Source organism: Yoonia sp. SWMV100 (genome assembly GCF_056108365.1).
Genome location: NZ_JBWBAQ010000003.1, coordinates 814,158 through 834,181, shown reverse-complemented (window position 1 = coordinate 834,181; position 20,024 = coordinate 814,158). Strand labels below are relative to the sequence as shown.

23 protein-coding genes are annotated in these 20,024 nt (G+C 57.0%); 9 read left to right on the top strand and 14 right to left on the bottom strand.

What is annotated here, in order from left to right:
- Window positions 1-16 precede the first annotated feature (16 nt).
- From ACXJGX_RS08885 to folK, 11 genes are all read right to left on the bottom strand, one after another.
- Entirely contained in the window at window positions 17-343 is a 327-nt protein-coding gene (locus ACXJGX_RS08885; RefSeq protein ID WP_474780690.1) for a DUF1491 family protein, read from the bottom strand.
- 6 nt (window positions 344-349) lie between these two features.
- On the bottom strand, window positions 350-1,267 hold the full coding sequence (gene era, locus ACXJGX_RS08880; protein WP_474780688.1) for a GTPase Era: 918 nt from the start codon (window positions 1,265-1,267) through the stop codon (window positions 350-352).
- Window positions 1,264-1,944, bottom strand: a complete 681-nt coding sequence (gene rnc, locus ACXJGX_RS08875; RefSeq protein WP_474780686.1) for a ribonuclease III — start codon at window positions 1,942-1,944, stop codon at window positions 1,264-1,266. The genes era and rnc overlap by 4 nt, the downstream gene beginning before the upstream one ends.
- On the bottom strand, window positions 1,941-2,756 hold the full coding sequence (gene lepB / locus ACXJGX_RS08870; RefSeq protein ID WP_474780684.1) for a signal peptidase I: 816 nt from the start codon (window positions 2,754-2,756) through the stop codon (window positions 1,941-1,943). Before lepB ends, rnc begins: the two co-directional genes overlap by 4 nt.
- A gap of 51 nt (window positions 2,757-2,807) precedes the next feature.
- The gene (gene acpS / locus ACXJGX_RS08865; protein ID WP_474780682.1) at window positions 2,808-3,209 is read right to left on the bottom strand and encodes a holo-ACP synthase; all 402 of its coding nucleotides are present in this window, start codon (window positions 3,207-3,209) and stop codon (window positions 2,808-2,810) included.
- Window positions 3,210-3,231: 22 nt separating this feature from the next.
- On the bottom strand, window positions 3,232-3,669 hold the full coding sequence (locus ACXJGX_RS08860; RefSeq protein WP_474780680.1) for an ABZJ_00895 family protein: 438 nt from the start codon (window positions 3,667-3,669) through the stop codon (window positions 3,232-3,234).
- 1 nt (window position 3,670) lies between these two features.
- Window positions 3,671-4,423: a pyridoxine 5'-phosphate synthase gene (locus tag ACXJGX_RS08855; protein WP_474780678.1), complete on the bottom strand. Its 753-nt coding sequence runs from the start codon at window positions 4,421-4,423 to the stop codon at window positions 3,671-3,673.
- Between the two features lie 20 nt (window positions 4,424-4,443).
- Window positions 4,444-5,112: a DUF2062 domain-containing protein gene (locus ACXJGX_RS08850; RefSeq protein ID WP_474780676.1), complete on the bottom strand. Its 669-nt coding sequence runs from the start codon at window positions 5,110-5,112 to the stop codon at window positions 4,444-4,446.
- Window positions 5,113-5,136: 24 nt separating this feature from the next.
- Window positions 5,137-7,269, bottom strand: a complete 2,133-nt coding sequence (locus ACXJGX_RS08845; protein WP_474780674.1) for a RelA/SpoT family protein — start codon at window positions 7,267-7,269, stop codon at window positions 5,137-5,139.
- A gap of 40 nt (window positions 7,270-7,309) precedes the next feature.
- Window positions 7,310-7,663 (bottom strand): DNA-directed RNA polymerase subunit omega, encoded by a 354-nt coding sequence (rpoZ, locus tag ACXJGX_RS08840; RefSeq protein WP_474780672.1) that lies wholly within the window; start codon window positions 7,661-7,663, stop codon window positions 7,310-7,312.
- 106 nt (window positions 7,664-7,769) lie between these two features.
- The gene (gene folK, locus ACXJGX_RS08835) at window positions 7,770-8,351 is read right to left on the bottom strand and encodes a 2-amino-4-hydroxy-6-hydroxymethyldihydropteridine diphosphokinase (protein ID WP_474780670.1); all 582 of its coding nucleotides are present in this window, start codon (window positions 8,349-8,351) and stop codon (window positions 7,770-7,772) included.
- A gap of 110 nt (window positions 8,352-8,461) precedes the next feature.
- On the opposite strand from folK, the gene ACXJGX_RS08830 reads away from it, so the two are divergent.
- The 6 genes from ACXJGX_RS08830 (at window position 8,462) to ACXJGX_RS08805 (ending at window position 12,378) form a co-directional block, all read left to right on the top strand.
- On the top strand, window positions 8,462-9,043 hold the full coding sequence (locus tag ACXJGX_RS08830) for a LabA-like NYN domain-containing protein (RefSeq protein WP_474780668.1): 582 nt from the start codon (window positions 8,462-8,464) through the stop codon (window positions 9,041-9,043).
- A 94-nt stretch (window positions 9,044-9,137) separates the two neighbouring features.
- On the top strand, window positions 9,138-10,091 hold the full coding sequence (gene ispH, locus ACXJGX_RS08825; protein ID WP_474780666.1) for a 4-hydroxy-3-methylbut-2-enyl diphosphate reductase: 954 nt from the start codon (window positions 9,138-9,140) through the stop codon (window positions 10,089-10,091).
- Entirely contained in the window at window positions 10,088-10,702 is a 615-nt protein-coding gene (locus ACXJGX_RS08820) for a LysE family translocator (RefSeq protein ID WP_474780664.1), read from the top strand. The genes ispH and ACXJGX_RS08820 overlap by 4 nt, the downstream gene beginning before the upstream one ends.
- An 8-nt stretch (window positions 10,703-10,710) precedes the next feature.
- Entirely contained in the window at window positions 10,711-11,313 is a 603-nt protein-coding gene (locus ACXJGX_RS08815; RefSeq protein ID WP_474780662.1) for a methyltransferase domain-containing protein, read from the top strand.
- Entirely contained in the window at window positions 11,306-11,758 is a 453-nt protein-coding gene (rnhA, locus tag ACXJGX_RS08810) for a ribonuclease HI (RefSeq protein ID WP_474780660.1), read from the top strand. The genes ACXJGX_RS08815 and rnhA overlap by 8 nt, the downstream gene beginning before the upstream one ends.
- A complete protein-coding gene (locus tag ACXJGX_RS08805; protein ID WP_474780658.1) occupies window positions 11,755-12,378 on the top strand; it encodes a trimeric intracellular cation channel family protein in 624 nt (207 codons plus the stop codon). Before rnhA ends, ACXJGX_RS08805 begins: the two co-directional genes overlap by 4 nt.
- Window positions 12,379-12,382: 4 nt before the next feature.
- Here ACXJGX_RS08805 and ACXJGX_RS08800 read toward each other — a convergent pair whose 3' ends face one another.
- Together ACXJGX_RS08800 and ACXJGX_RS08795 are read right to left on the bottom strand one after the other, a co-directional pair.
- The gene (locus tag ACXJGX_RS08800) at window positions 12,383-13,357 is read right to left on the bottom strand and encodes an NAD(P)H-quinone oxidoreductase (protein WP_474780656.1); all 975 of its coding nucleotides are present in this window, start codon (window positions 13,355-13,357) and stop codon (window positions 12,383-12,385) included.
- Window positions 13,354-14,052, bottom strand: a complete 699-nt coding sequence (locus tag ACXJGX_RS08795; protein ID WP_474780654.1) for a COQ9 family protein — start codon at window positions 14,050-14,052, stop codon at window positions 13,354-13,356. Before ACXJGX_RS08795 ends, ACXJGX_RS08800 begins: the two co-directional genes overlap by 4 nt.
- Window positions 14,053-14,159: 107 nt before the next feature.
- Here ACXJGX_RS08795 and rpsU point away from each other — a divergent pair, with 107 nt between their 5' ends.
- The 3 genes from rpsU to ACXJGX_RS08780 all read left to right on the top strand — a co-directional run bounded on the left by rpsU (window position 14,160) and on the right by ACXJGX_RS08780 (window position 17,000).
- The gene (gene rpsU / locus ACXJGX_RS08790) at window positions 14,160-14,366 is read left to right on the top strand and encodes a 30S ribosomal protein S21 (RefSeq protein ID WP_474780652.1); all 207 of its coding nucleotides are present in this window, start codon (window positions 14,160-14,162) and stop codon (window positions 14,364-14,366) included.
- A gap of 300 nt (window positions 14,367-14,666) precedes the next feature.
- Window positions 14,667-15,845: a Hint domain-containing protein gene (locus ACXJGX_RS08785; protein ID WP_474780650.1), complete on the top strand. Its 1,179-nt coding sequence runs from the start codon at window positions 14,667-14,669 to the stop codon at window positions 15,843-15,845.
- Between the two features lie 195 nt (window positions 15,846-16,040).
- On the top strand, window positions 16,041-17,000 hold the full coding sequence (locus tag ACXJGX_RS08780) for a Hint domain-containing protein (RefSeq protein WP_474780648.1): 960 nt from the start codon (window positions 16,041-16,043) through the stop codon (window positions 16,998-17,000).
- On the opposite strand, the gene ACXJGX_RS08775 is transcribed toward ACXJGX_RS08780, so the two are convergent.
- Entirely contained in the window at window positions 16,997-20,017 is a 3,021-nt protein-coding gene (locus ACXJGX_RS08775) for a DNA translocase FtsK (protein WP_474780646.1), read from the bottom strand. The two genes, ACXJGX_RS08780 and ACXJGX_RS08775, sit on opposite strands and share 4 nt — an antisense overlap.
- Window positions 20,018-20,024: the final 7 nt, after the last annotated feature.

Genomic DNA, 20,024 nt, shown 5'->3' with positions numbered 1-20,024 from the left:
CGCCGGAGGCAAGAATCTATTCAAGACCCGGTTCATCCAGCAGGTGACGGCCCTGTTTGTCCTCGACTTCGATCACCCAAAGATCCGGATCAAAGCCGCGCTGCTTGGTGATTGACGTATCAACGCTGCGTTCATCGCCTTCGGTTAAAACAACCCATGTGCGCGCGCCGGTCTTGAGATCAAAACTGCGCTGATAACAGACGGCCTGCCCATCAAGGGTGTTCAACTTGATGAGCACAGCGCCTGCGGTGCCATCACCACGCGCGACCACAAAGGCCGGGATGTCCTGAAGCCGAAGCCGCGTCAGATAGGCTGAAACCCAGATATCGGCGGTCAGGCGCATTGAAGGTCAGGTATTTCCGTCTTTAAAATCCAGCCCCATCTCGGAATAGCGCTCTGATTCCTCGAGCCAGTTCGGCCGCACTTTGACTTGCAAAAACAAGTGAACGCGGCGGCCAAGGAATTCTTCCATCTCGATACGGGCGGCTGTACTGACGGATTTCACCGTCTCGCCGCCTTTGCCAAGTACAATCCCCTTGTGGCCATCACGCGCGACATAGATCAGCTGGTCGATCCGCGCAGAGCCATCCGCGCGCTCTTCCCAATTCTCGGTTTCGACGGTCAACTCATACGGCAATTCCTGATGCAACCGCAGCGTCAGCTTTTCGCGGGTCATTTCGGCCGCAATCATGCGCATTGGCAGATCTGCAATCTGGTCCTCGGGGTACAAAAGCGGGCCTTCGGGCAGCTTTTCCACCAACCAACTGCGCAAAGCGTCACAGCCATGGCCGCGTTCGGCCGAGATCATAAAGGTTTCCGCAAATGGAAACGCATCGTTCATCTCTTGGGTCAACGCCAACAGCGTTTCGGACTTAACTTTGTCGATCTTGTTGATCGCCAGCGCGACAGGTGTCTTGCCCGTCCGGTCAGCTAGGTTTTCCAAAATCGCCTTCACACCCTCGCTCATGCCGCGATGGGCTTCGATCATTAATACCACGACATCCGCATCAGCGGCGCCACCCCACGCGGCAGCCACCATTGCGCGATCCAACCGGCGGCGCGGCTTGAACAGGCCCGGCGTGTCGATGAAAATCAACTGCGCATTGCCTTCCATAGCGACGCCGCGAATCCGCGCGCGCGTGGTTTGGACCTTGTGGGTGACGATCGAAACCTTTGCCCCCACCATCCGGTTCAACAACGTCGATTTTCCCGCGTTCGGCTCACCGATCAGCGCGATAAATCCCGCTTTGGTTGGGGCATCAGTCATGATTTTACTTTCTTCAAAAGTGCGGTCGCAGCCGCCTGTTCGGCGTTGCGCTTGGATCCGGCGGTGGCTTGCTCGGACGGACCAGACGCAAGGCGTGCCTCGATCGTAAACACAGGTGCATGGTCAGGTCCAGTGCGCGCCACTTCGACATACTGTGGCGGCACCTCACCACGGGCTTGCGCCCATTCTTGCAATGCGGTTTTGGCGTCGCGGGCATCAACGGCGACATTGCTAATACGTGACCCCCAAAGCTGCATGACAACCTTTTGTGCCGCCTCGTAGCCACCATCCAGAAAGACCGCTGCAATCACGGCCTCCATCGCGTCAGCCAGCAGCGCCTCTTTACGGCGTCCGCCGGATTTCATTTCTGAACGCCCCAATTTGATCACCGCACCCAGATCAATCTGGCGGGCGACCTCGGCACAGGTTTCGCGGCGCACCAACGCATTATACCGTGGTGCAAGCAATCCTTCGGGCGCGGCCTGATCAGCCTTGAGCAAGGCGTCAGACATCACAAGCCCCAACACACGGTCGCCCAAAAATTCAAGACGCTGATTGTCGTCGCGGTGCACGCTGACCATCGACGAATGGGTTACAGCGCGCACCAAAAGTTCCGGGTTGGCGAAGCCGTAACCCAAACGTTGCGAAAACGCGATCAGATCTGCCGCGATCTTCAATCCAGTGCCTTCAAATAACGATCACTGCGCCACGTCCAGAACGCCAGCATCGACCGCCCTGCGGAGGAAAACATGACGCGGTCCGCGCGACCGATCAGATCTTTGCGTTCGACGAACCCAACACCACCACCAGACTGCGCGAAACGGCTGTCCGTGGAATTGTCCCGGTTGTCACCCATAAAGAAAAATTCGCCTTCGGGGACTGTAAAGACCTGTGTGTTGTCTTGGGGCTGGTTGCCCGCGTTCAAAATGCTGTGGCTCACGCCATTTGGCAGAGTCTCGATCTGGCGTTCTTTGATACAGTCAGCCCCCGCCCCGACGACGCCGTTGATGCATTTTAGATAATCGCCGCGCGCGCCCATGGTTTCAACAAACGGTGCGACGTCTTCCACCTCGACTGCGACGTCATTGATATACAGCAGGCCGTCTTTCATCTGGATACGGTCACCGGGCAACCCGATCAAACGCTTGATAAAATCTTGTCCTGTGACGGGATGCCGGAACACCACGATATCGCCACGCTCTGGGTCAGATCCGAACAACCGGTCATCATAATCTTCGGCAAATCCGCAAAAATCATCAGCCCCAAGGTTGAGAAACGGCACCGACGGACAGGACGCATACGAATACCCGTAGGCCATTTTGTTCACAAACAGAAAATCGCCCACCAGCAACGTGTCTTTCATCGACCCGGACGGAATCCAAAACGGCTGAAAAAACAGCGTACGGAAAACGCCCGCAATCAGAAGCGCCCAGAAAACAGTTTTGAATGTTTCAACGATGGCAGCCATGGGTCCGGTTTTTTCGGCCATGTTCTATTCCTTTGTGTGTTTGAGGCTACATGAGGTGGCAGACAGTCCCTGTCAAGCGTCCGGTCGGGCCTCGATCACCACAAATGCCTGTGCCCAAGGGTGATCGTCGGTCAAAGTCACGTGAATAATGGCGCTGTGGCCGGGCGGGGTCATGGCATCCAGCCGGTCTTTGGCCCAGCCCGTCACATGCATGACGGGTTGGCCGCTGTGCATATTGGTCACGGACATATCTTTCCACGAAATCCCCATGGCAAGTCCGGTACCCAACGCCTTGGAACAGGCTTCTTTTGCGGCCCAGCGTTTTGCGTAGGTTCCGGCGACGTCCTTGCGCCGTTCCGCTTTGGTCTGTTCGACCTCGGTAAAGACCCGGTTGCGGAAGCGGTCACCAAAACGTGCCAGCGTCCCGGCAATCCGGTCAATGTTTGCAAGATCTGTGCCGATGCCAAGGATCATGACAGGAAGGCTCCGAAGATATTCACTTGGGTTGCCCCGACCGCTGCAATACCTTGATCTGATTCTTCGCGCCCATGCGCAGGAAGGTCCAGTTGCATAGGGCCACGGCCACCGTCACAAACGCCACAACACCAATGATTAACCAGATAGAAGGCGGCGAAATCAGCAAGGTCTCGTATCCGGCCACATTGGTGATCACTGCCGCCGTCAACAACGCCTGAAACCCCACCAAAATCAATGTGGCAAAGATAACAAAGGCCCCGGTTTCCTTTCCGGTTGGCAAGCGCGATGTCTTTGCCACGAATTTCTGCCCTTCGATCATCGCCGCAGCTATCGCTGGCGCGATCACGACAAATGCAGTGCTCAGGTTGATCCCCGTCACCTGTGCAATCAAGCCCAGAACGATGGGCAGGCCTAATGTCACGGCAATCACAATGCCCGCATAGCGCAGATAATTCATCTTAAACTCCGTCCCGCGCGGCATCCATACAGCGCCGCATTTCTATAATCGCGGGGCCAAGACCACGAAAAATCGCCTCTCCGATGATAAAGTGGCCGATGTTCAATTCTTTGACTTGCGGCAGCGCGGCAACCGGACCCACGCTGTCATAGGTCAACCCGTGGCCGACATGCACCTCGAGTCCCAGTTCTGCGCCATACGCGGCCATATCTGTGATCTTTGCCAGCTCACTGTCACGCACATCCCAACGCGCCTCGGCACAGGCATCGGCATAGGCCCCGGCATGCAGTTCAATCACCGGCGCACCGATGCGGGCAGCGGCGGCGACCTGACGTTTGTCCGCCGCGATAAACAGCGACACGCGACTGCCCGCATCCACAAACGGCTTTATGTAATGGGCAAGGGTGTTGTCCTGACCCGCCACCTCTAGGCCACCTTCGGTGGTGCGCTCTTCGCGCTTTTCTGGAACAAGACAAACGGCGTGCGGTTTGTGGCGCAAGGCGATCGCCTGCATTTCCGCCGTCGCAGCCATCTCAAAATTCAGCGGTACGGTCAGCGCCTGCACTAACCGGTCAATATCGCTGTCGATGATATGGCGGCGATCCTCGCGCAGATGCGCCGTGATACCATCGGCACCCGCCTCTTGGGCGATCAACGCGGCACGCACGGGATCAGGCACATCGCCACCGCGGGCATTCCGCACGGTCGCCACATGGTCAATATTCACCCCAAGCCGCAGTTTATTCTGTGTCATTCCCGCTCCTTACCTGTGCCTTAGCCCTGATCTGTCGGTATGCTCTTTTTACCAAGCTGGTTCAACTTTGCACGCAAGGCTTTGCGGCGCCCGTTTTGATAGGCAGCGATTAACGGAACGCAAATCAGATAGGACGCAGCGGCACAGATAATGCCGGGCGCGATGCCCCCCAACAAATACGGCAAAAACACTTCGTGGTAGAATTCGAAAAGGCCACGCCAATCCGCGCGCTCTGGGGTGAACATCGCCCAGAAATTATGAGAAATATCCGAAAACGCACTGCCAAACCGGCAGCCTAACCCGCAAAACCCGGGGTCGCGATGGCCAAAGCCGAACAGCCCAGCATTGAAAGGACGGCCCAAAATCCAATAGCCAGATCCCAAAGACGCGACACCGATGGGGATGTAGGTTAGCGGATTACCAAAGAATGTCCCCAGCAGTGCCGCAAAAATATTGCCGCGCATCATGCGGGCAATTAACGCCGCCAAGATGAAATGAAGGCCGTAGAACGGCGTAAACGCAGTGAACACACCCGCGGCAATCCCACGCGAAATCTTTTCCGGGGTATCAGGCAAACGGCGCACCCGATGTTTGACGTATTCGAACGCACGCGCCCAACCGCCGCGCGGATAGATCGCGCTGAGCACGACTTGCCATATTGGCCGCCTGTCTCTGCGCTTGAAAACCAATACAATCTTCCTTCCCGAATGGGGTTAGCTGCGTCGCACGTTGGCCAGTGCCGGGTCGCGATGACGCACGATAGACGACACGTTGCTTTCTGCATCAAGCGCGGTCATCACACGATGCAAATGTTCGGCATCGCGCAGATCAACGTCGATCAGCAGCCTATAGTAATCAGGTTTGCGATCAATGAAACGCAAGTCGGAAATATTGGCGTCCTGTTCACCGATCAGCGTACAGATCCGCCCCAAAACGCCCGCGTCGTTTGTGATGGTAACATCAAACGTCACCGTATTCACCGCCGCATGGGTGCCTTCTTGCCAATGCAGATCAACCCAACGATCGGGCTGTTCTTCGTAGTCGGCCAGCGCTTCGCAATCAATCGCGTGGACAACCACCCCTTGACCGCGAAAGGTGATGCCCAAAATCCGCTCTCCCGGGACGGGCTGACAACAGGCGCCACGTTTGTGGACCTGATCAGCCGCCAACCCGACAACGGCGCGATGTCCGTCAACTTCTTCACCGCGCCGGGTTTCAAGTTCGGGATAGATCGCGCGCAGCACCTCGCGCCCGGTGATTTCCGCACTGCCCAACCGGGCAAGCAATTCATCCGCATCCGGGATCGCCAACGCTTTGGCCGCCGTACGCAGTGCCTTATCGGTCGCTTTCTTGCCGACGTTTTCAAACGCCACCCGCGCCAGTTCTTGGCCCAACCGCACAAAGCGCCCGCGGTCTTGTTCCCGCAGACTTCGGCGGATCGCCGTTTTCGCCCGGCCCGTCACAGCAATTTCGATCCACGTAGCCTGCGGGGTCTGCCCTTCGGCGGTAATCACTTCGACAGACTGGCCATTTTTCAGGCGCGTCCACAGCGGCACACGGATGCCATCGACCTTGGCCCCAACACAGGCCGACCCGATTCGGGTGTGGATAGCATAGGCAAAATCAATTGGGGTCGCGCCGCGCGGCAGCTTGATCACTTCGCCCTTTGGGGTGAAACAAAACACCTGATCGGTGTACATCTCTAGCTTGACCGCTTCGAGAAATTCGTCGTGATCCTGATCGTCGTCCAACCGTTCGGTCAGCGACGCGATCCAGCGCACAGGGTCCACAGCAAAGCGGTTTTCGACGCGCTCACCATTCTTATAGGACCAATGCGCAGCCACGCCGGTTTCTGCAACTTCGTGCATTTCGCGGGTGCGTATCTGGACTTCGACCTGCTTGCCGTCGCGGCCCGACACCGTCGTGTGGATCGACCGATAGCCGTTGGTTTTGGGCTGGCTAATGTAATCCTTGAACCGTCCGGGGACCGCACGCCAACGTTGGTGGATCGCACCTAGCACGCGGTAACAATCGGCCTCGGTAGCAACAATCGCGCGGAAGCCGTAGATGTCGGACAGGCGGCTAAAGCTCTTTTCCTTTTCCTGCATCTTGCGCCAGATCGAATAGGGCTTTTTTGCGCGCCCGGATACGTCTGCCTGAATATTCGCTTTCTCAAGCTCGACACGCATATCTGCGGTGATTTTTTGGACCACATCACCCGCCTCGCGTTGCAACGTGATAAAGCGGCGAATGATTGAACTGCGCGCCTCGGGGTTGATCACCTTGAACGACAGATCCTCAAGCTCTTCACGCATCCACTGCATCCCCATGCGGCCTGCAAGGGGGGCGAAAATCTCCATTGTTTCGCGGGCTTTCTGGACCTGCTTATCGGGACGCATCGATTTGATCGTCCGCATATTATGCAACCGATCCGCCAACTTAACTAATGTCACACGCAAATCGCGCGAGGTGGCCATGAACAGCTTGCGGAAATTTTCAGCCTGCTTGGTCTGGCTAGAGTTCAGCTGAAGATTGGTCAGCTTTGTCACACCATCTACCAAATCAGCAACTTCGCGACCGAACCGTTTTTCAACAATCGCATACGACGCTTTGGTGTCTTCGATGGTGTCGTGCAGCAATGCGGTGACCAGTGTCGCATCATCCATTTGCTGTTCCGCAAGGATCATGGTCACAGCAACGGGATGGGTAAAGTACGCCTCACCAGAGTGGCGAAACTGCCCCTCGTGCATTTCCGCCCCAAACGCGAACGCGTCGCGCAGCATCGCCTGATTTGTATTGGGGTTATAAGTGCGGACCAGAGAGATTAGTTCGTCAGCAGTCGTCATCTGGTCCCGCACCTAAATTTGTTAGGCCGGAAATCGGCCCTTAACGCTGACCCTGCGCTTCCATGAGCGCACGCAGCAATTTTTCTTCGGACATATCGTCTTCGACTGGCTTGTCAGCTTCAGCGCCCATCAACAAGGACATGCTGTCCTCTTCCGGCTCATCGACTTCGATCTGTGTCTGGTTCGCTTCAATCATGCGCTCGCGCAGATCATCAGCTTGCTGTGTTTCCTCTGCGATTTCACGCAAAGACACGACCGGGTTTTTATCGTTGTCACGGCTCACAGTCAGGGGCGAACCTGCAGCAATTTCACGGGCACGATGGGCCGCAAGCATGACAAGCTCGAACCGGTTAGGAACTTTATCGACGCAATCTTCTACGGTGACGCGGGCCATGGGCGTACTCCAGTCAGTCAAATGGGACTTAGCAAGAGGCTTCTTTATTGCGAAAATCCAAGATTGACAAGGCCCGCGCGAAGCGGTTTTGCATTAAATTAGCCGATCAGCGTTCTTGGGACAGTCGTACAACCTCAGCAACGTCGTTGGCTGGCAACGCGTCGCACATCTGCCGAACACTGCGCCCCAAAACCGGATGCACCCAATCTGGCGCAACATCGCAAAGCGGGACCAACACGAACGCCCGGTCCTGCATCCGGGGATGCGGCAAAATCAACGCATCGGGCGCGGTCGACAGTTGCGCATCTTCAGAAAGCAGGCGCCAATGATCATGCACAGCGCGGTCCGGCAACACCACATCATCAATACCGATCAAATCAAGATCAAGCGTGCGTTGCCCCCAACGTTGTGTGCGTTGTCGCAACGCAGCGGCCTCGATGGCGTGTAATTCGGCAAGGATCGCATCAGGTGACAGAAACGTGAAAATGACCATCGCGGCGTTCACAAAATCCGGCCCGGCCCCCTTTGGGAAGGCCGGATTCTTGTAAAAGGCACTACAAAGCGCCGGGGTTTCAGACATTTTTCCAAGAATTTTGCTGGCTTTTTGTACAGTTTCCGCTGCGTCACCAAAAAGAGATTCTTCATTACTTCCAATGGATATAAGCGCCGCTCTAGGGTTGTCTGTCATTTTCGCCACTTGTCTGGTTTTCCGAATACATTACAGTAATAGAACGCTTGCTGAAAACCCACCACTCACACCTCCAAACGCCAGCAAGTTTCATTTTGAAAGGACATTTCATGTTTTACCGTGACGAGCGCTTGGCGCTATTTATCGACGGCTCCAACCTTTATGCCGCCGCAAAATCGTTAGGTTTTGACATCGACTACAAGCTGCTTCGTCAAGAATTTATGCGCCGTGGAAAAATGGTGCGCGCGTTTTATTACACTGCTTTGCTTGAAAATGATGAATATTCTCCGATCCGTCCCCTTGTTGACTGGCTGAACTACAACGGCTTTACGATGGTGACAAAGCCCGCCAAAGAATACACCGACAGCATGGGCCGCCGTAAGGTCAAAGGCAACATGGACATCGAACTTGCGGTCGATGCGATGGAACTTGCACCCTTCGTGGACCACGTCGTCCTGTTCTCGGGCGATGGCGATTTCCGGCCATTGATCGAGGCTCTGCAGCGCAAAGGCGTTCGCGTTTCGGTTGTATCCACAATTCGTAGCCAGCCCCCGATGATCGCCGATGAACTGCGCCGCCAAGCCGACAATTTCATCGAATTGGACGAATTGCGTGACGTTGTTGGCCGCCCAACCCGCGAACCGCGCCCGGAATACGCCACCGAAGGCGTTGATGACACCGCTGAATCCTAATTCAATCGGCGTCGGGCGGTTCACTGCCTGACGCCAAACGCTGGACGCGCCCGCGTCAAATGCTTACGTCTCTTGCAAACGCCGGAGAATGACCATGACCAAGCCCCCCCTGACCCTTTACCTTGCCGCGCCGCGCGGATTCTGCGCGGGCGTTGATCGGGCGATCAAGATCGTTGAAATGGCGATCCAGAAATGGGGTGCGCCCGTCTATGTCCGGCACGAAATCGTGCACAACAAATTCGTCGTCGACAGCCTGCGCGACCAAGGCGCCATTTTCGTCGAAGAACTTGACGAATGCCCCGATGACCGTCCCGTCATCTTTTCAGCGCATGGCGTTCCCAAAGCGGTGCCTGCGGCTGCCGCCAAACGTGAAATGATCTATGTTGACGCGACCTGCCCGCTCGTCAGTAAGGTCCACATCGAAGCCCAGCGCCACGCCGAAAACGGCCTGCAAATGATTATGATCGGCCACGCGGGCCACCCCGAAACCGTTGGCACCATGGGCCAATTACCCGACGGCGAGGTGCTGTTGGTTGAAACCGTCGCTGACGTCGCCACCGTGCAGGTCCGTGACCCATCACAACTGGCCTTTGTGACCCAAACCACCCTGTCGGTGGATGACACGATTGATATCGTTGCGGCGCTGAACGCACGCTTTCCGGCTATCGTTGGCCCCCACAAAGAAGACATCTGCTACGCCACGACCAACCGCCAAGAAGCGGTCAAAGCAATGGCACCCCACTGCGATGCGATGCTTGTCGTCGGTGCGCCCAATTCATCCAATTCACGCCGGTTGGTCGAGGTCGGCGCGCGCGCAGGATGCGCCTATTCACAACTTGTCCAGCGGGCCACAGATATCGACTGGCGGTCGCTTGATGGAATCACATCAATGGGCATCACCGCCGGGGCATCAGCCCCAGAAGTCCTGATCAACGAAGTCATCGACGCCTTTCGCGCCCGCTATGATGTCACCGTCGAAATGGTGGAAACCGCCAAAGAAAACGTCGAATTCAAAGTGCCGCGCATCCTGCGGGAACAGGTCGCGTGATCAGCGTGCAATTTCTTATGACCGCGATCGTGGTCTGCCTCGCGCCCGGCACCGGAGTTATTTACACGCTCGCGTTGGGTTTGGGGCAGGGTCGGCGCGCCGCAGTTGTCGCCGCGTTTGGCTGTACCATCGGTATCGTCCCACATCTGATTGCGGCAACACTTGGCCTTGCCGCACTGCTGCATACCAGCGCGATTTTGTTCCAAATTGTGAAATTCGCGGGCGTCGTCTATCTGCTTTATCTCGCGTGGCAGGCCCTGAAATCAGACGGGGCGCTGGCCGTGCGTGCCGACGCCGACCCGCAGCCTGCGTTTAAAATTGCGCGTCGCGGGGCGTTGATCAACATTCTGAACCCAAAGCTGTCGATCTTCTTTCTGGCGCTTCTGCCGCCCTTCCTTTCGGGAAATCCGGCCAGTGCAACCAGCGAAATGCTGATCCTTGGCGGGATTTTCATGGCGCTGACATTTATGATCTTCGTACTTTACGGCATCTTTGCCGCGCGGGCACGGGATCGTTTAATCGGGAACGCGACCGTCATGCGTTGGCTTAACCGCACATTTGCCGCTGTGTTCGCCGGGCTTGGCCTGCGGCTCGCGTTTGAACAACCGTAAGGTGGCGCATGGTCGATAAAGCCACCATTGCTTGGTATGATGATGCCGCGCAAACTTATGACACCCTGACAAAAATCGGTGAACCCAGCGGGTCACTGCGGGCGTTCATGGCGCTGTTGCCGGCAGGCGCTGCGGTGCTTGACCTTGGCTGCGGAGCTGCGGCGGCATCGGTCCACATGCGCGCCGCCGGGTTTCGGCCTGATCCTGTGGATGCATCGCACGGGCTGATCGACCTAGCCAATCAGGCGCATGATATCGGCGCGCGCTATATGACCTTTGATGATCTGGACGCGGTTGCCGCATATGACGGAGTCTGGGCCAACTTTGCGCTTTTACATGCGCCGCATAGCGACCTTGGCCGGCATATTGCCGCCATCGCGACAGCCTTGCGCGCGAACGGTATCTTTCATATTGCGATGACGGTCGGAACCGGCGAAAAGCGCGACGCAATCAATCGCAAATACACCTATGTCACCGTTCCCGAATTGCAGGGGTTGCTGCAAAACGCCGGTTTCAAGATTCTTGCCACCACCGATGGGACGACGCGCGGCGCGGCTGGTACGGTCGACACCTACGTCGTGATACGCGCACAAAAGGACACCAATGCCTGATCTATATGCTTACACAGACGGCGCCTGTTCCGGCAATCCCGGCCCCGGCGGCTGGGGCGCGCTGCTGGTTGCGCGCGACGGCGATACCGTGGTCAAAGAACGCGCTTTAAGCGGTGGCGAAGCCCACACCACCAACAACAAAATGGAACTTCTGGCCGCGATCAATGCGTTGGAAACACTTGCTAAACCTACCAAACTGACCATCGTCACCGACAGTGCATATGTCAAAGACGGGATCACGGCGTGGATTCACGGTTGGAAAAAACGTGGCTGGAAAACCGCGGGCAACAAGCCCGTCAAAAACGAAGACCTGTGGCGCCGGTTGGATGCCGCCGTCCAGCGGCACAATGTGACATGGGAATGGGTCAAAGGCCACGCAGGCCACCCCGAAAACGAACGCGCCGATGAACTTGCGCGTGCGGGCATGGCACCGTTTAAAAAATGACCCTCCTCACCGTCCTTGATTACGCGTCGGTCTTTATTTTTGCCCTGTCCGGTGCGCTGGTGGCCAGCCGGGCCCAGCTTGATATTTTTGGATTCGTATTCATCGCAAGCCTTACGGCGGTCGGCGGCGGTACGCTGCGCGACATCATCCTGAATCGCGACGTGGTATTTTGGGTCGACAACCCCGATTTCATCGGCGTCGCCGCCGTTGCCGCGCTGATCACGTTCTTTACCGCGCACCTGCTTGAAAGCCGCTACAGCACGATTCTCTGGCTTGATGCCTGTGCGCTTGCCGTTGCGGTGCCTGCGGGCGTTGGCGTCGCGCTTGCGATGGGGCAATCGCAAGCGGTCGTGCTGATGATGGGCGTTGTCACCGGCTGTTTTGGCGGGCTGATGCGCGATGTGGTGTGCAACGAAGTCCCGCTTGTTCTCAAGCAAGGCGAACTTTACGTGACCTGCGCCCTGTTTGGTGCGGGGGCCGCCCTGATCGCGCTGGCTTTTGGTGTGCCAACGGCACTGGCGCTGCTTATTTGCGCGGTCGGCACCTTTGCGCTGCGGGCAGGCAGCTTGGCGTTCGGGTGGAAACTTCCGGTCTACAAAAGCTATCCACCGCGCCAGTAACGCCCTAACTGACCTTCAAGACAATCTTGCCGATATGCGTGCTTGATTCCATCCGCGTATGGGCAGCGCTCGCATCGGCAAGGGCGAATTCCTGATCCATCACCGGGGCGATTTTACCGGCCGCAAGCAGCGGCCAAACCTGTGCGCGCAATTGGCCGGCAATCCGCGCCTTGGCCAGATCTGACTGCGGGCGCAATGTTGATCCGGTGATCGTCAACCGCCGCGTCATCACCTGCATCAAGTTCAGATCGACCTTTGGCCCTTGCAGAAATGCAATCTGCACCAGCCTGCCATCATCAGCCAGAGATTTGATATTGCGCTGAATATACGGGCCGCCGACCATATCAAGGATCAGATCAGCGCCACCCAAAGCTTGCATTTTTTCAACAAAATCAGTGTTACGATAATTAAATGCGGCTTCGGCGCCTAACCTGATGCACGCGTCACATTTGTCGTCACTGCCAGCCGTGGTAAACACCCGCGCGCCAAATGCCTTGGCCAATTGTATAGCCGTCGTTCCGATACCTGACGATCCGCCATGCACCAAAAACCGCTCTCCTGCTTGCAGGCCGCCACGCAAGAACACATTTGACCACACGGTATAGAATGTTTCGGGCAAACACGCGGCCTGCGCCATGCTCAGCCCGGCAGGAACCGGCAAACAATGCGCCGCTGCGGTCGCAACATATTCCGCGTAGCCACCGCCGGGCAATAACGCACAAACGGGATCACCCACTGCCACCGTTGTGACGCCACCCCCAACTGCCACCACTACGCCGGATGCTTCAAGCCCCGGCAAATCACTGGCCCCTTGCGGCGGATTATAGAGCCCGGCGCGCTGCAATGCGTCGGGGCGGTTCACGCCAGCGTAGGCCACTTTGATCACAACCTGATCATGGGCAGGCGCTGGCATCTTGCGCTCTGTCAGCGTCAGAACCTCGGGGCCACCGGGTTTGGAAATCTCAACTGCACGCATCATTGTGGGTCCCGCCATACGCCGGGCAAATCGACGTCGGGTACCTTGGTGGGGGCTTTCACAAGGCCCATCATCCGGCCCAGCGGCCCGGTCAATGGTTTGAACAGCGGGTTCGCCCGCACCTTGGCCTTGACCTTTTCGAACTGCATCACGTTGTCGATACGGCGGTCAATGAACGCATCCGTCGCTTGGGCGTCCAGACTGTCATCGCCCAACCAATAGAGAACAACAGCACTGTAAACGCCCGACAACGTCAACCGTTTCGTGTACCAGTTAGCATCCTGCGATGTATCGCCCAATGCATCCCAAATCGCATCCGCCGTACCCCAGATCAGTTTCGCACCATCGGCGGCCATATGTGGCAGCGCGAACAGCGCCGTTCCGCGGCGCACCGCCTCTTTGTCATCAATCGCGCGAATACGCAGGCGTACCGCCTCGGCCACTTTATCGCGGAACCGCATGTCGGACAGATCGGCCGCCGCCAGCCGTGCAATCATCACCGCATCGCCGCGCTGATGAAATGCAATGGCCAGATCCACCGCGCCGCGCGGACACAGGGTGCGCGCATGTTCAGGGTTTAGACCGACTTCGGAAACGGCGGCCGCAAATGCCGCAGGCGACCACCCATCAAACGCCACATGCGGCAGAATGGCGTCAAGCAGTTGAATTTTTACCGGGTCAATGGGTGGATTGGACATTGGGTGGCTCCTGTGAGTGCGGGTACTGGACAAACTAGCACGCCTTTGCTACATGCCCAGTTCCTGCAATTTTTGCAAATCCAACTTAGAGAGGTGGTGAAAACCACATGCAGGTTAGTGTTCGTGATAACAACGTCGATCAGGCGTTGCGTGCTCTGAAGAAAAAACTTCAGCGTGAAGGCGTCTTTCGTGAAATGAAGCTTAAGCAGCATTTCGAAAAGCCTTCCGTGCGTAAAGCGCGTGAGAAAGCAGAAGCTATTCGTCGTCAGCGCAAGCTGGCGCGCAAGAAGCTCCAGCGCGAAGGTATGGTCTAAACCATTCCCGACGTGAAGATTCAAAAGCCCCCGCCCGAGAAATCGGGTGGGGGTTTTTATTTAGGCACTGGTATCTAGGCATCGCTTCAGAACCAAAATTTATATTTTTCGGACCACAATCGTGCTGCAGGCATGCCTAATTATTACCACCCACGCGTTGCGTGTGCTAAAATCCATCCGGAATGATACGTTTGTTGCACCAAAAGCAGACTTTGAACGCTTACAATGTACTGATAAGGGTATTATGTGCATTGATATGTGTCGAGTAGCGTTTGGTTTAGTTTGGTAGGAGTGGAAACGATGGCAACAGCTTCGTTCGCTGTGCTGGGTGCGGATGTCATCCAGGGTGGCAACATCGGCACCAACTCAAGCGGCGGCTACAACAACGCCGGTACCGTGACGTTTCAGGGTGGGACCGCGATTTTTGAACCCGACGATATTGTCGTGTTCGAGGTGACCAACCCGACCGCCCAAGGCGAAATCGGGAACGGCAGCTCTATTTCTGACCTGACCATTTTTGACACCTACGCCGATTATCAGGCCTATCTGGCCAGCGTGGCGTCCGGCACTCCGGATACGTCGCTGATAAAATACAACTACGCCCCGCAAAACCCCGGCCAAACTGCCAACGTCCAATCCGATATTTCCGGTCTTGGCGACAGCTACGTCCGGTTTAACGCCAACGTGCTGATTCCGTCGGACGGCGGTCCCACGCTCAGCAACACGCTCACCATTGCGCCGGGCACAGGGATTGCAACAAATGGCGGCGAAACGATCCTGCTTGATCGTCAGCGTGATTTTGACCTCAACTACAATACGTCCATTGACGGCGGCACCGTCGAAGTCGGCAACTCGGATTTTTACATCGGCGACTACGTCGAGATCATTAACGGCGGCCCTATCTGTTTTGTCGCGGGCACCATGATTGCAACAGCTGATGGCGATCGTCCGATTGAAACGCTCGCTGTCGGTGATCTGGTTTGGACGGCGGATCACGGCTATCAACCTGTTAAATGGATCGGGCGCAGGCGCGTTCCCGCGCTTGGCAACTTTGCCCCGGTCCGCTTTGCTCCCGGCGCCATCGGCAATACCCACCCGTTAGAGCTGTCACCAAATCACCGCGTTCTCGTGACGGGGTACATGGCCGAACTTCTCTTTGGCGAAGACGAAATTTTGATCGCAGCAAAACATTTGGCGAATGATTCAACCATTCGCATACGCAGCGGCGGCGTCGTCGACTATGTCCACATCCTATTCGAAGCGCACGAAATCGTCGCAACAGATAACGTGTTCAGTGAAAGCCTGTTTCCATCGTGGGAAGCCATGACCGAAGGAACCGACGTTCAGCAAGCCGAACTCTTCAACCTGTTTCCCGAGGCATTCCTTGATCTGCGCAATGCGGCACAGGCGGCGCGACGCGTGCTGCGCAACTACGAAGCGCGGGTTCTGCTGGTCGCATTGACGCCGCAAAGTGAATAGCGCCATAGCCCCGATCCACCGCGGCGCAAAAGTCTACGCTGTTTGCACACCGGGCGCATTGCCTGAGCGCGATGCCAAACTTCCCTATTGCCTTTGAGGTTGAGTTAAACCAACTTAAGTTCAAAGATTGCTGGAGTTTAGCGCTGAGGAATAGCAACGACATTCTCCTGCCCCACCATGAGTCGAGGTCGGAAGATGGCGATAATCACCCTCACATTCCCACCGGGAACCGTTGCAGTCGTTAGCGGCGGCGGGACAGTAACCGTTAATTCGGTCAACGCGACAAGCGTCGTTCTGAATATCGATGACGTTAACAACGATGGGCTGATTTCGAACGACGAATGGGATGCGTTCATCGGTGCCGGTGGCGGCAACGACACAGGTTCCGGATTCTACCTTTTCCAAAAGGGCGCTGGAAGCAGCGGAACCCTTTATGCAACAAATGGCACCCCATTTACTGTTGGTCAGAATGTCACTGCGATTACAAGCGGCCTGAGCAACACGTTTGATGCCGACGTCACCGCGGTTGCACCGCCCCCGATATGCTTTACGCGCGGGACGCGTATCCTGACCCAAGATGGGCAACGAAGCATCGAAGATTTGCGTGTCGGCGACAAAGTTGTGACGCGCGCGCACGGCCTTAACACTGTTCGATGGATCGGCTGCCGGAAAATATCGCGGAGCCAACTCGTTGCAAACCCGCAGTTCTATCCCGTTCGCATCAAAAATGGCGCCTTGGGACGCGGCCTACCTGACCGTGATCTGGTGGTGTCGCGACAACACCGCATGCTGGTGTCGTCCAAGATCGCACAGCGCATGTTCGGTTGCCCCGAGGTATTGATATCGGCCATTAAACTGACGGTTCTGCCCGAAATTTCAGTGGACGTGACCGTGGACGGCATAGAGTATTTTCACATCCTCTTTGATCGTCACGAAATTATATTCGCCGAAAATGCGCCTGCAGAAAGCCTGTACGCAGGCGCAGAGGCGCTGAAATCTATCCCACCCGAAGCACGCGCAGAGCTATTCACGCTCTTTCCAGAACTGGCAGGCGGCACATATGCGCCCGCGCCCGCCGTCCTCATCCCCCCCGTTGCCCAGCAACGCAAACTGGTCGCAAGGCACGCAAAAAACCAGAAACCTGTTCTGGCTTAGTGACGCTCTGGCACGAGTATTTCACGTTTGCCGACATGGTTCGCCGAACTGACCACGCCCTCGTCCTCCATCTGCTCCACCAGACGCGCGGCTTTGTTATAGCCGATCGCCAGTTTACGCTGGATGTAGGATGTCGAGCATTTGCGATCCTTGATCACAATTGCCACAGCAGTGTCGTACAATGCATTTTCGACGTCCGACGATCCATCGCTCAGGCCCAGCACCTGATCAATGCTGCTTTCTGCATCGTCAGACGGGCCTTCGACCACACCCGACATATATTCAGGCGGGCCAAAGCCCTTGAGGTGGTTCACGATTTCCTCGACCTCTTCGTCACTGACAAACGGGCCGTGAATACGGGTGATCTTGGATCCGCCCGCCATGTAAAGCATGTCACCCATGCCCAGCAGTTGCTCTGCGCCCATTTCGCCCAAGATCGTGCGACTATCGATTTTCGACGTCACCTGGAATGAAATACGGGTCGGGAAGTTGGCCTTGATCGTCCCGGTGATCACATCCACCGACGGACGCTGTGTCGCCATGATCAGGTGAATCCCCGACGCACGCGCCATCTGCGCAAGGCGCTGAATGCAGGCTTCGATTTCTTTGCCCGCAACCATCATCAGGTCGGCCATCTCGTCGACGATGACAACGATATAGGGCAGCACTTCGGGTGCGAATTCTTCGGTCTCAAATACCGGATCGCCGGTTTCGTCGTCAAACCCGGTTTGCACGGTGCGGCTGAACATTTCGTTTTTGGACAACGCCTCTTTGACGCGCCCGTTAAAGCCGTCAATGTTGCGCACACCCATTTTCGACATCTTGCGATAGCGTTCTTCCATCTCGCCTACGACCCATTTCAGGGCAACAACCGCCTTTTTCGGGTCGGTGACAACGGGCGACAACAGGTGCGGAATGCCGTCGTAAACCGACAGTTCCAGCATCTTGGGGTCGATCATGATCATCCGGCATTCTTCGGGCGTCAGCTTGTACAGCAGCGACAGAATCATCGTGTTAATCGCTACCGATTTCCCAGAACCCGTGGTCCCCGCAATCAAAAGGTGCGGCATCTTGGCAAGGTTCGCAATCACCGGCTCGCCGCCGATATCCTTACCAAGCGCCAACGGCAGCTTGTGGGTGCCATCGCCAAAATCACGGTGCGACAGAATTTCACGCAGCACAACTTTTTCGCGGTTCTCGTTAGGAAGTTCGATCCCGATCACGGTCCGCCCCGGCACCGTGGACACACGGGCAGACAGCGCCGACATCGACCGGGCGATATCATCCGACAGGCCGATCACACGGGATGCCTTGAGGCCCGGCGCCGGTTCCAGTTCGTACATCGTGACAACAGGACCGGGGCGCACCGATGTGATGTCCCCCTTAACGCCATAATCGTCCAGCACGCTTTCCAACATGCGCGCGTTTTCCTCTAACGCTTCATCGCTCAGATGATGGCGTTGAATATCAATTGGGTTCATCAGCAGGTTTAGCGGAGGGTGTTCATAGTCGGCATATTTGTCGTCAAAGGCCAGCACAGGCTGGGCCTCGGCGATCGCCTGACGTGACGGTTGTGGTGTCCGCTTGGGCGGATGCTGCACAACGGCGCGCGGCTCTGGGGTTGGCACAACCGGCGCAACCGGCACATGGCGCTGCGGGATCGGCATGTGCGGCGTTGCCATGCGCGGTGTATCCTCGGCAACGATCATATCATCATCGATGTCAATATCGTCAAAATCGGGTTCTGGCGCTTCGGCCATGTCTGCCGGCGGCATCACCGTAGGCGCAGGCGGAACGTGCACCGCAGGCTGGGTCAGCACAGGTTCTTGCCGGGCGCTGAACACCAACGGCTTGGGGCCACGCCCAGCGGTCAATGATGGCTCTATGCGCACGCCCGTCGGAGAAGGTGGCACTTCGCGGGCTTTTATGGCGCTGGCAATCCGGGCACTTACACGGTCGGAATCGCCTGCAAGCGGGGCGATTGGTGCAATCTCGGGGTGCGTGACCAATTCCGGTTCGGGCATCGGGTCATTACGCTTAAGAAGATTCGACAGAAAACCGCCGCTTGCAGGTTCGGCAACAGGTTTGACTGGCGCGACCGGGGCCGCACGCATCGGCGCACCAACCGGCGGTGCAGGCGGCATCTTTGGCGCACCTGTGACGACCGGTTCCTGGCTATGGGACGCATTGCGCGCCCGCACGACCGCCGCAGCGCGGGCTTTGAAGTCCGGCATCGCAGGGGCCGTTTGCGGCGCATCGTCTTCAAAAATAGCATCATCTTCGGCAGCAGTGCGGCGCACAATGGCAGCACTACGGTAATTTTGCGCCGCTGCCGTCATCCCATGGGCCGCTGTCGCCGACAGGGTTGCCCCCTTGCCAACCAGTTTCAGGATCATCGCATACAGCATCACCGTGCCCAAAAACAGGAACCGTCCCGCGACACGCAGCTCGGGCCTGGTAAAGCCCAGCGCAAACGCCATCAGCGCCACCAACCCAAGGCCGGTCAAAAACGACAGCAGCTTGACGCCGAAAACCGCACCAAACGGCACAATCGTCAAAATCACCCCCAGCACAGTGTCGCCGAACAATCCGCCCAAGCCAAAATTTGCGGGCCAATCGGTGCCGGGGGTCAACGTCGCGGCGTAAACAGCCGCAACAACCACGGCCACTGGTGCGAAAACAATCCGCCCAAGCGCCCGTTCATGGCCGTGATGCAGGACAAACCGCGCGCCCCAACCCAGCAAAACGACCGGTACGATCCAAACACCCATGCCCAAGACCATCATTAACGGTGCGGCGATCGACGCGCCAAAATGCCCAAGCCAGTTTTTCACGGGCGCATCGGTTGCCGAAATCCAGCTGGGGTCATCGGGGGAATAGCTGCCGACGATCATCGCGATAATCAAACCTGCGACCGCCAGACCCAACCCCAGCAGTTCCCTGCTGCGTTTTTCGATCACTGCCTGCGTTGCGCTATCCAACAAGGGGTCGCGTTGCCGTGTCTGATATGATGCCATTTTACCG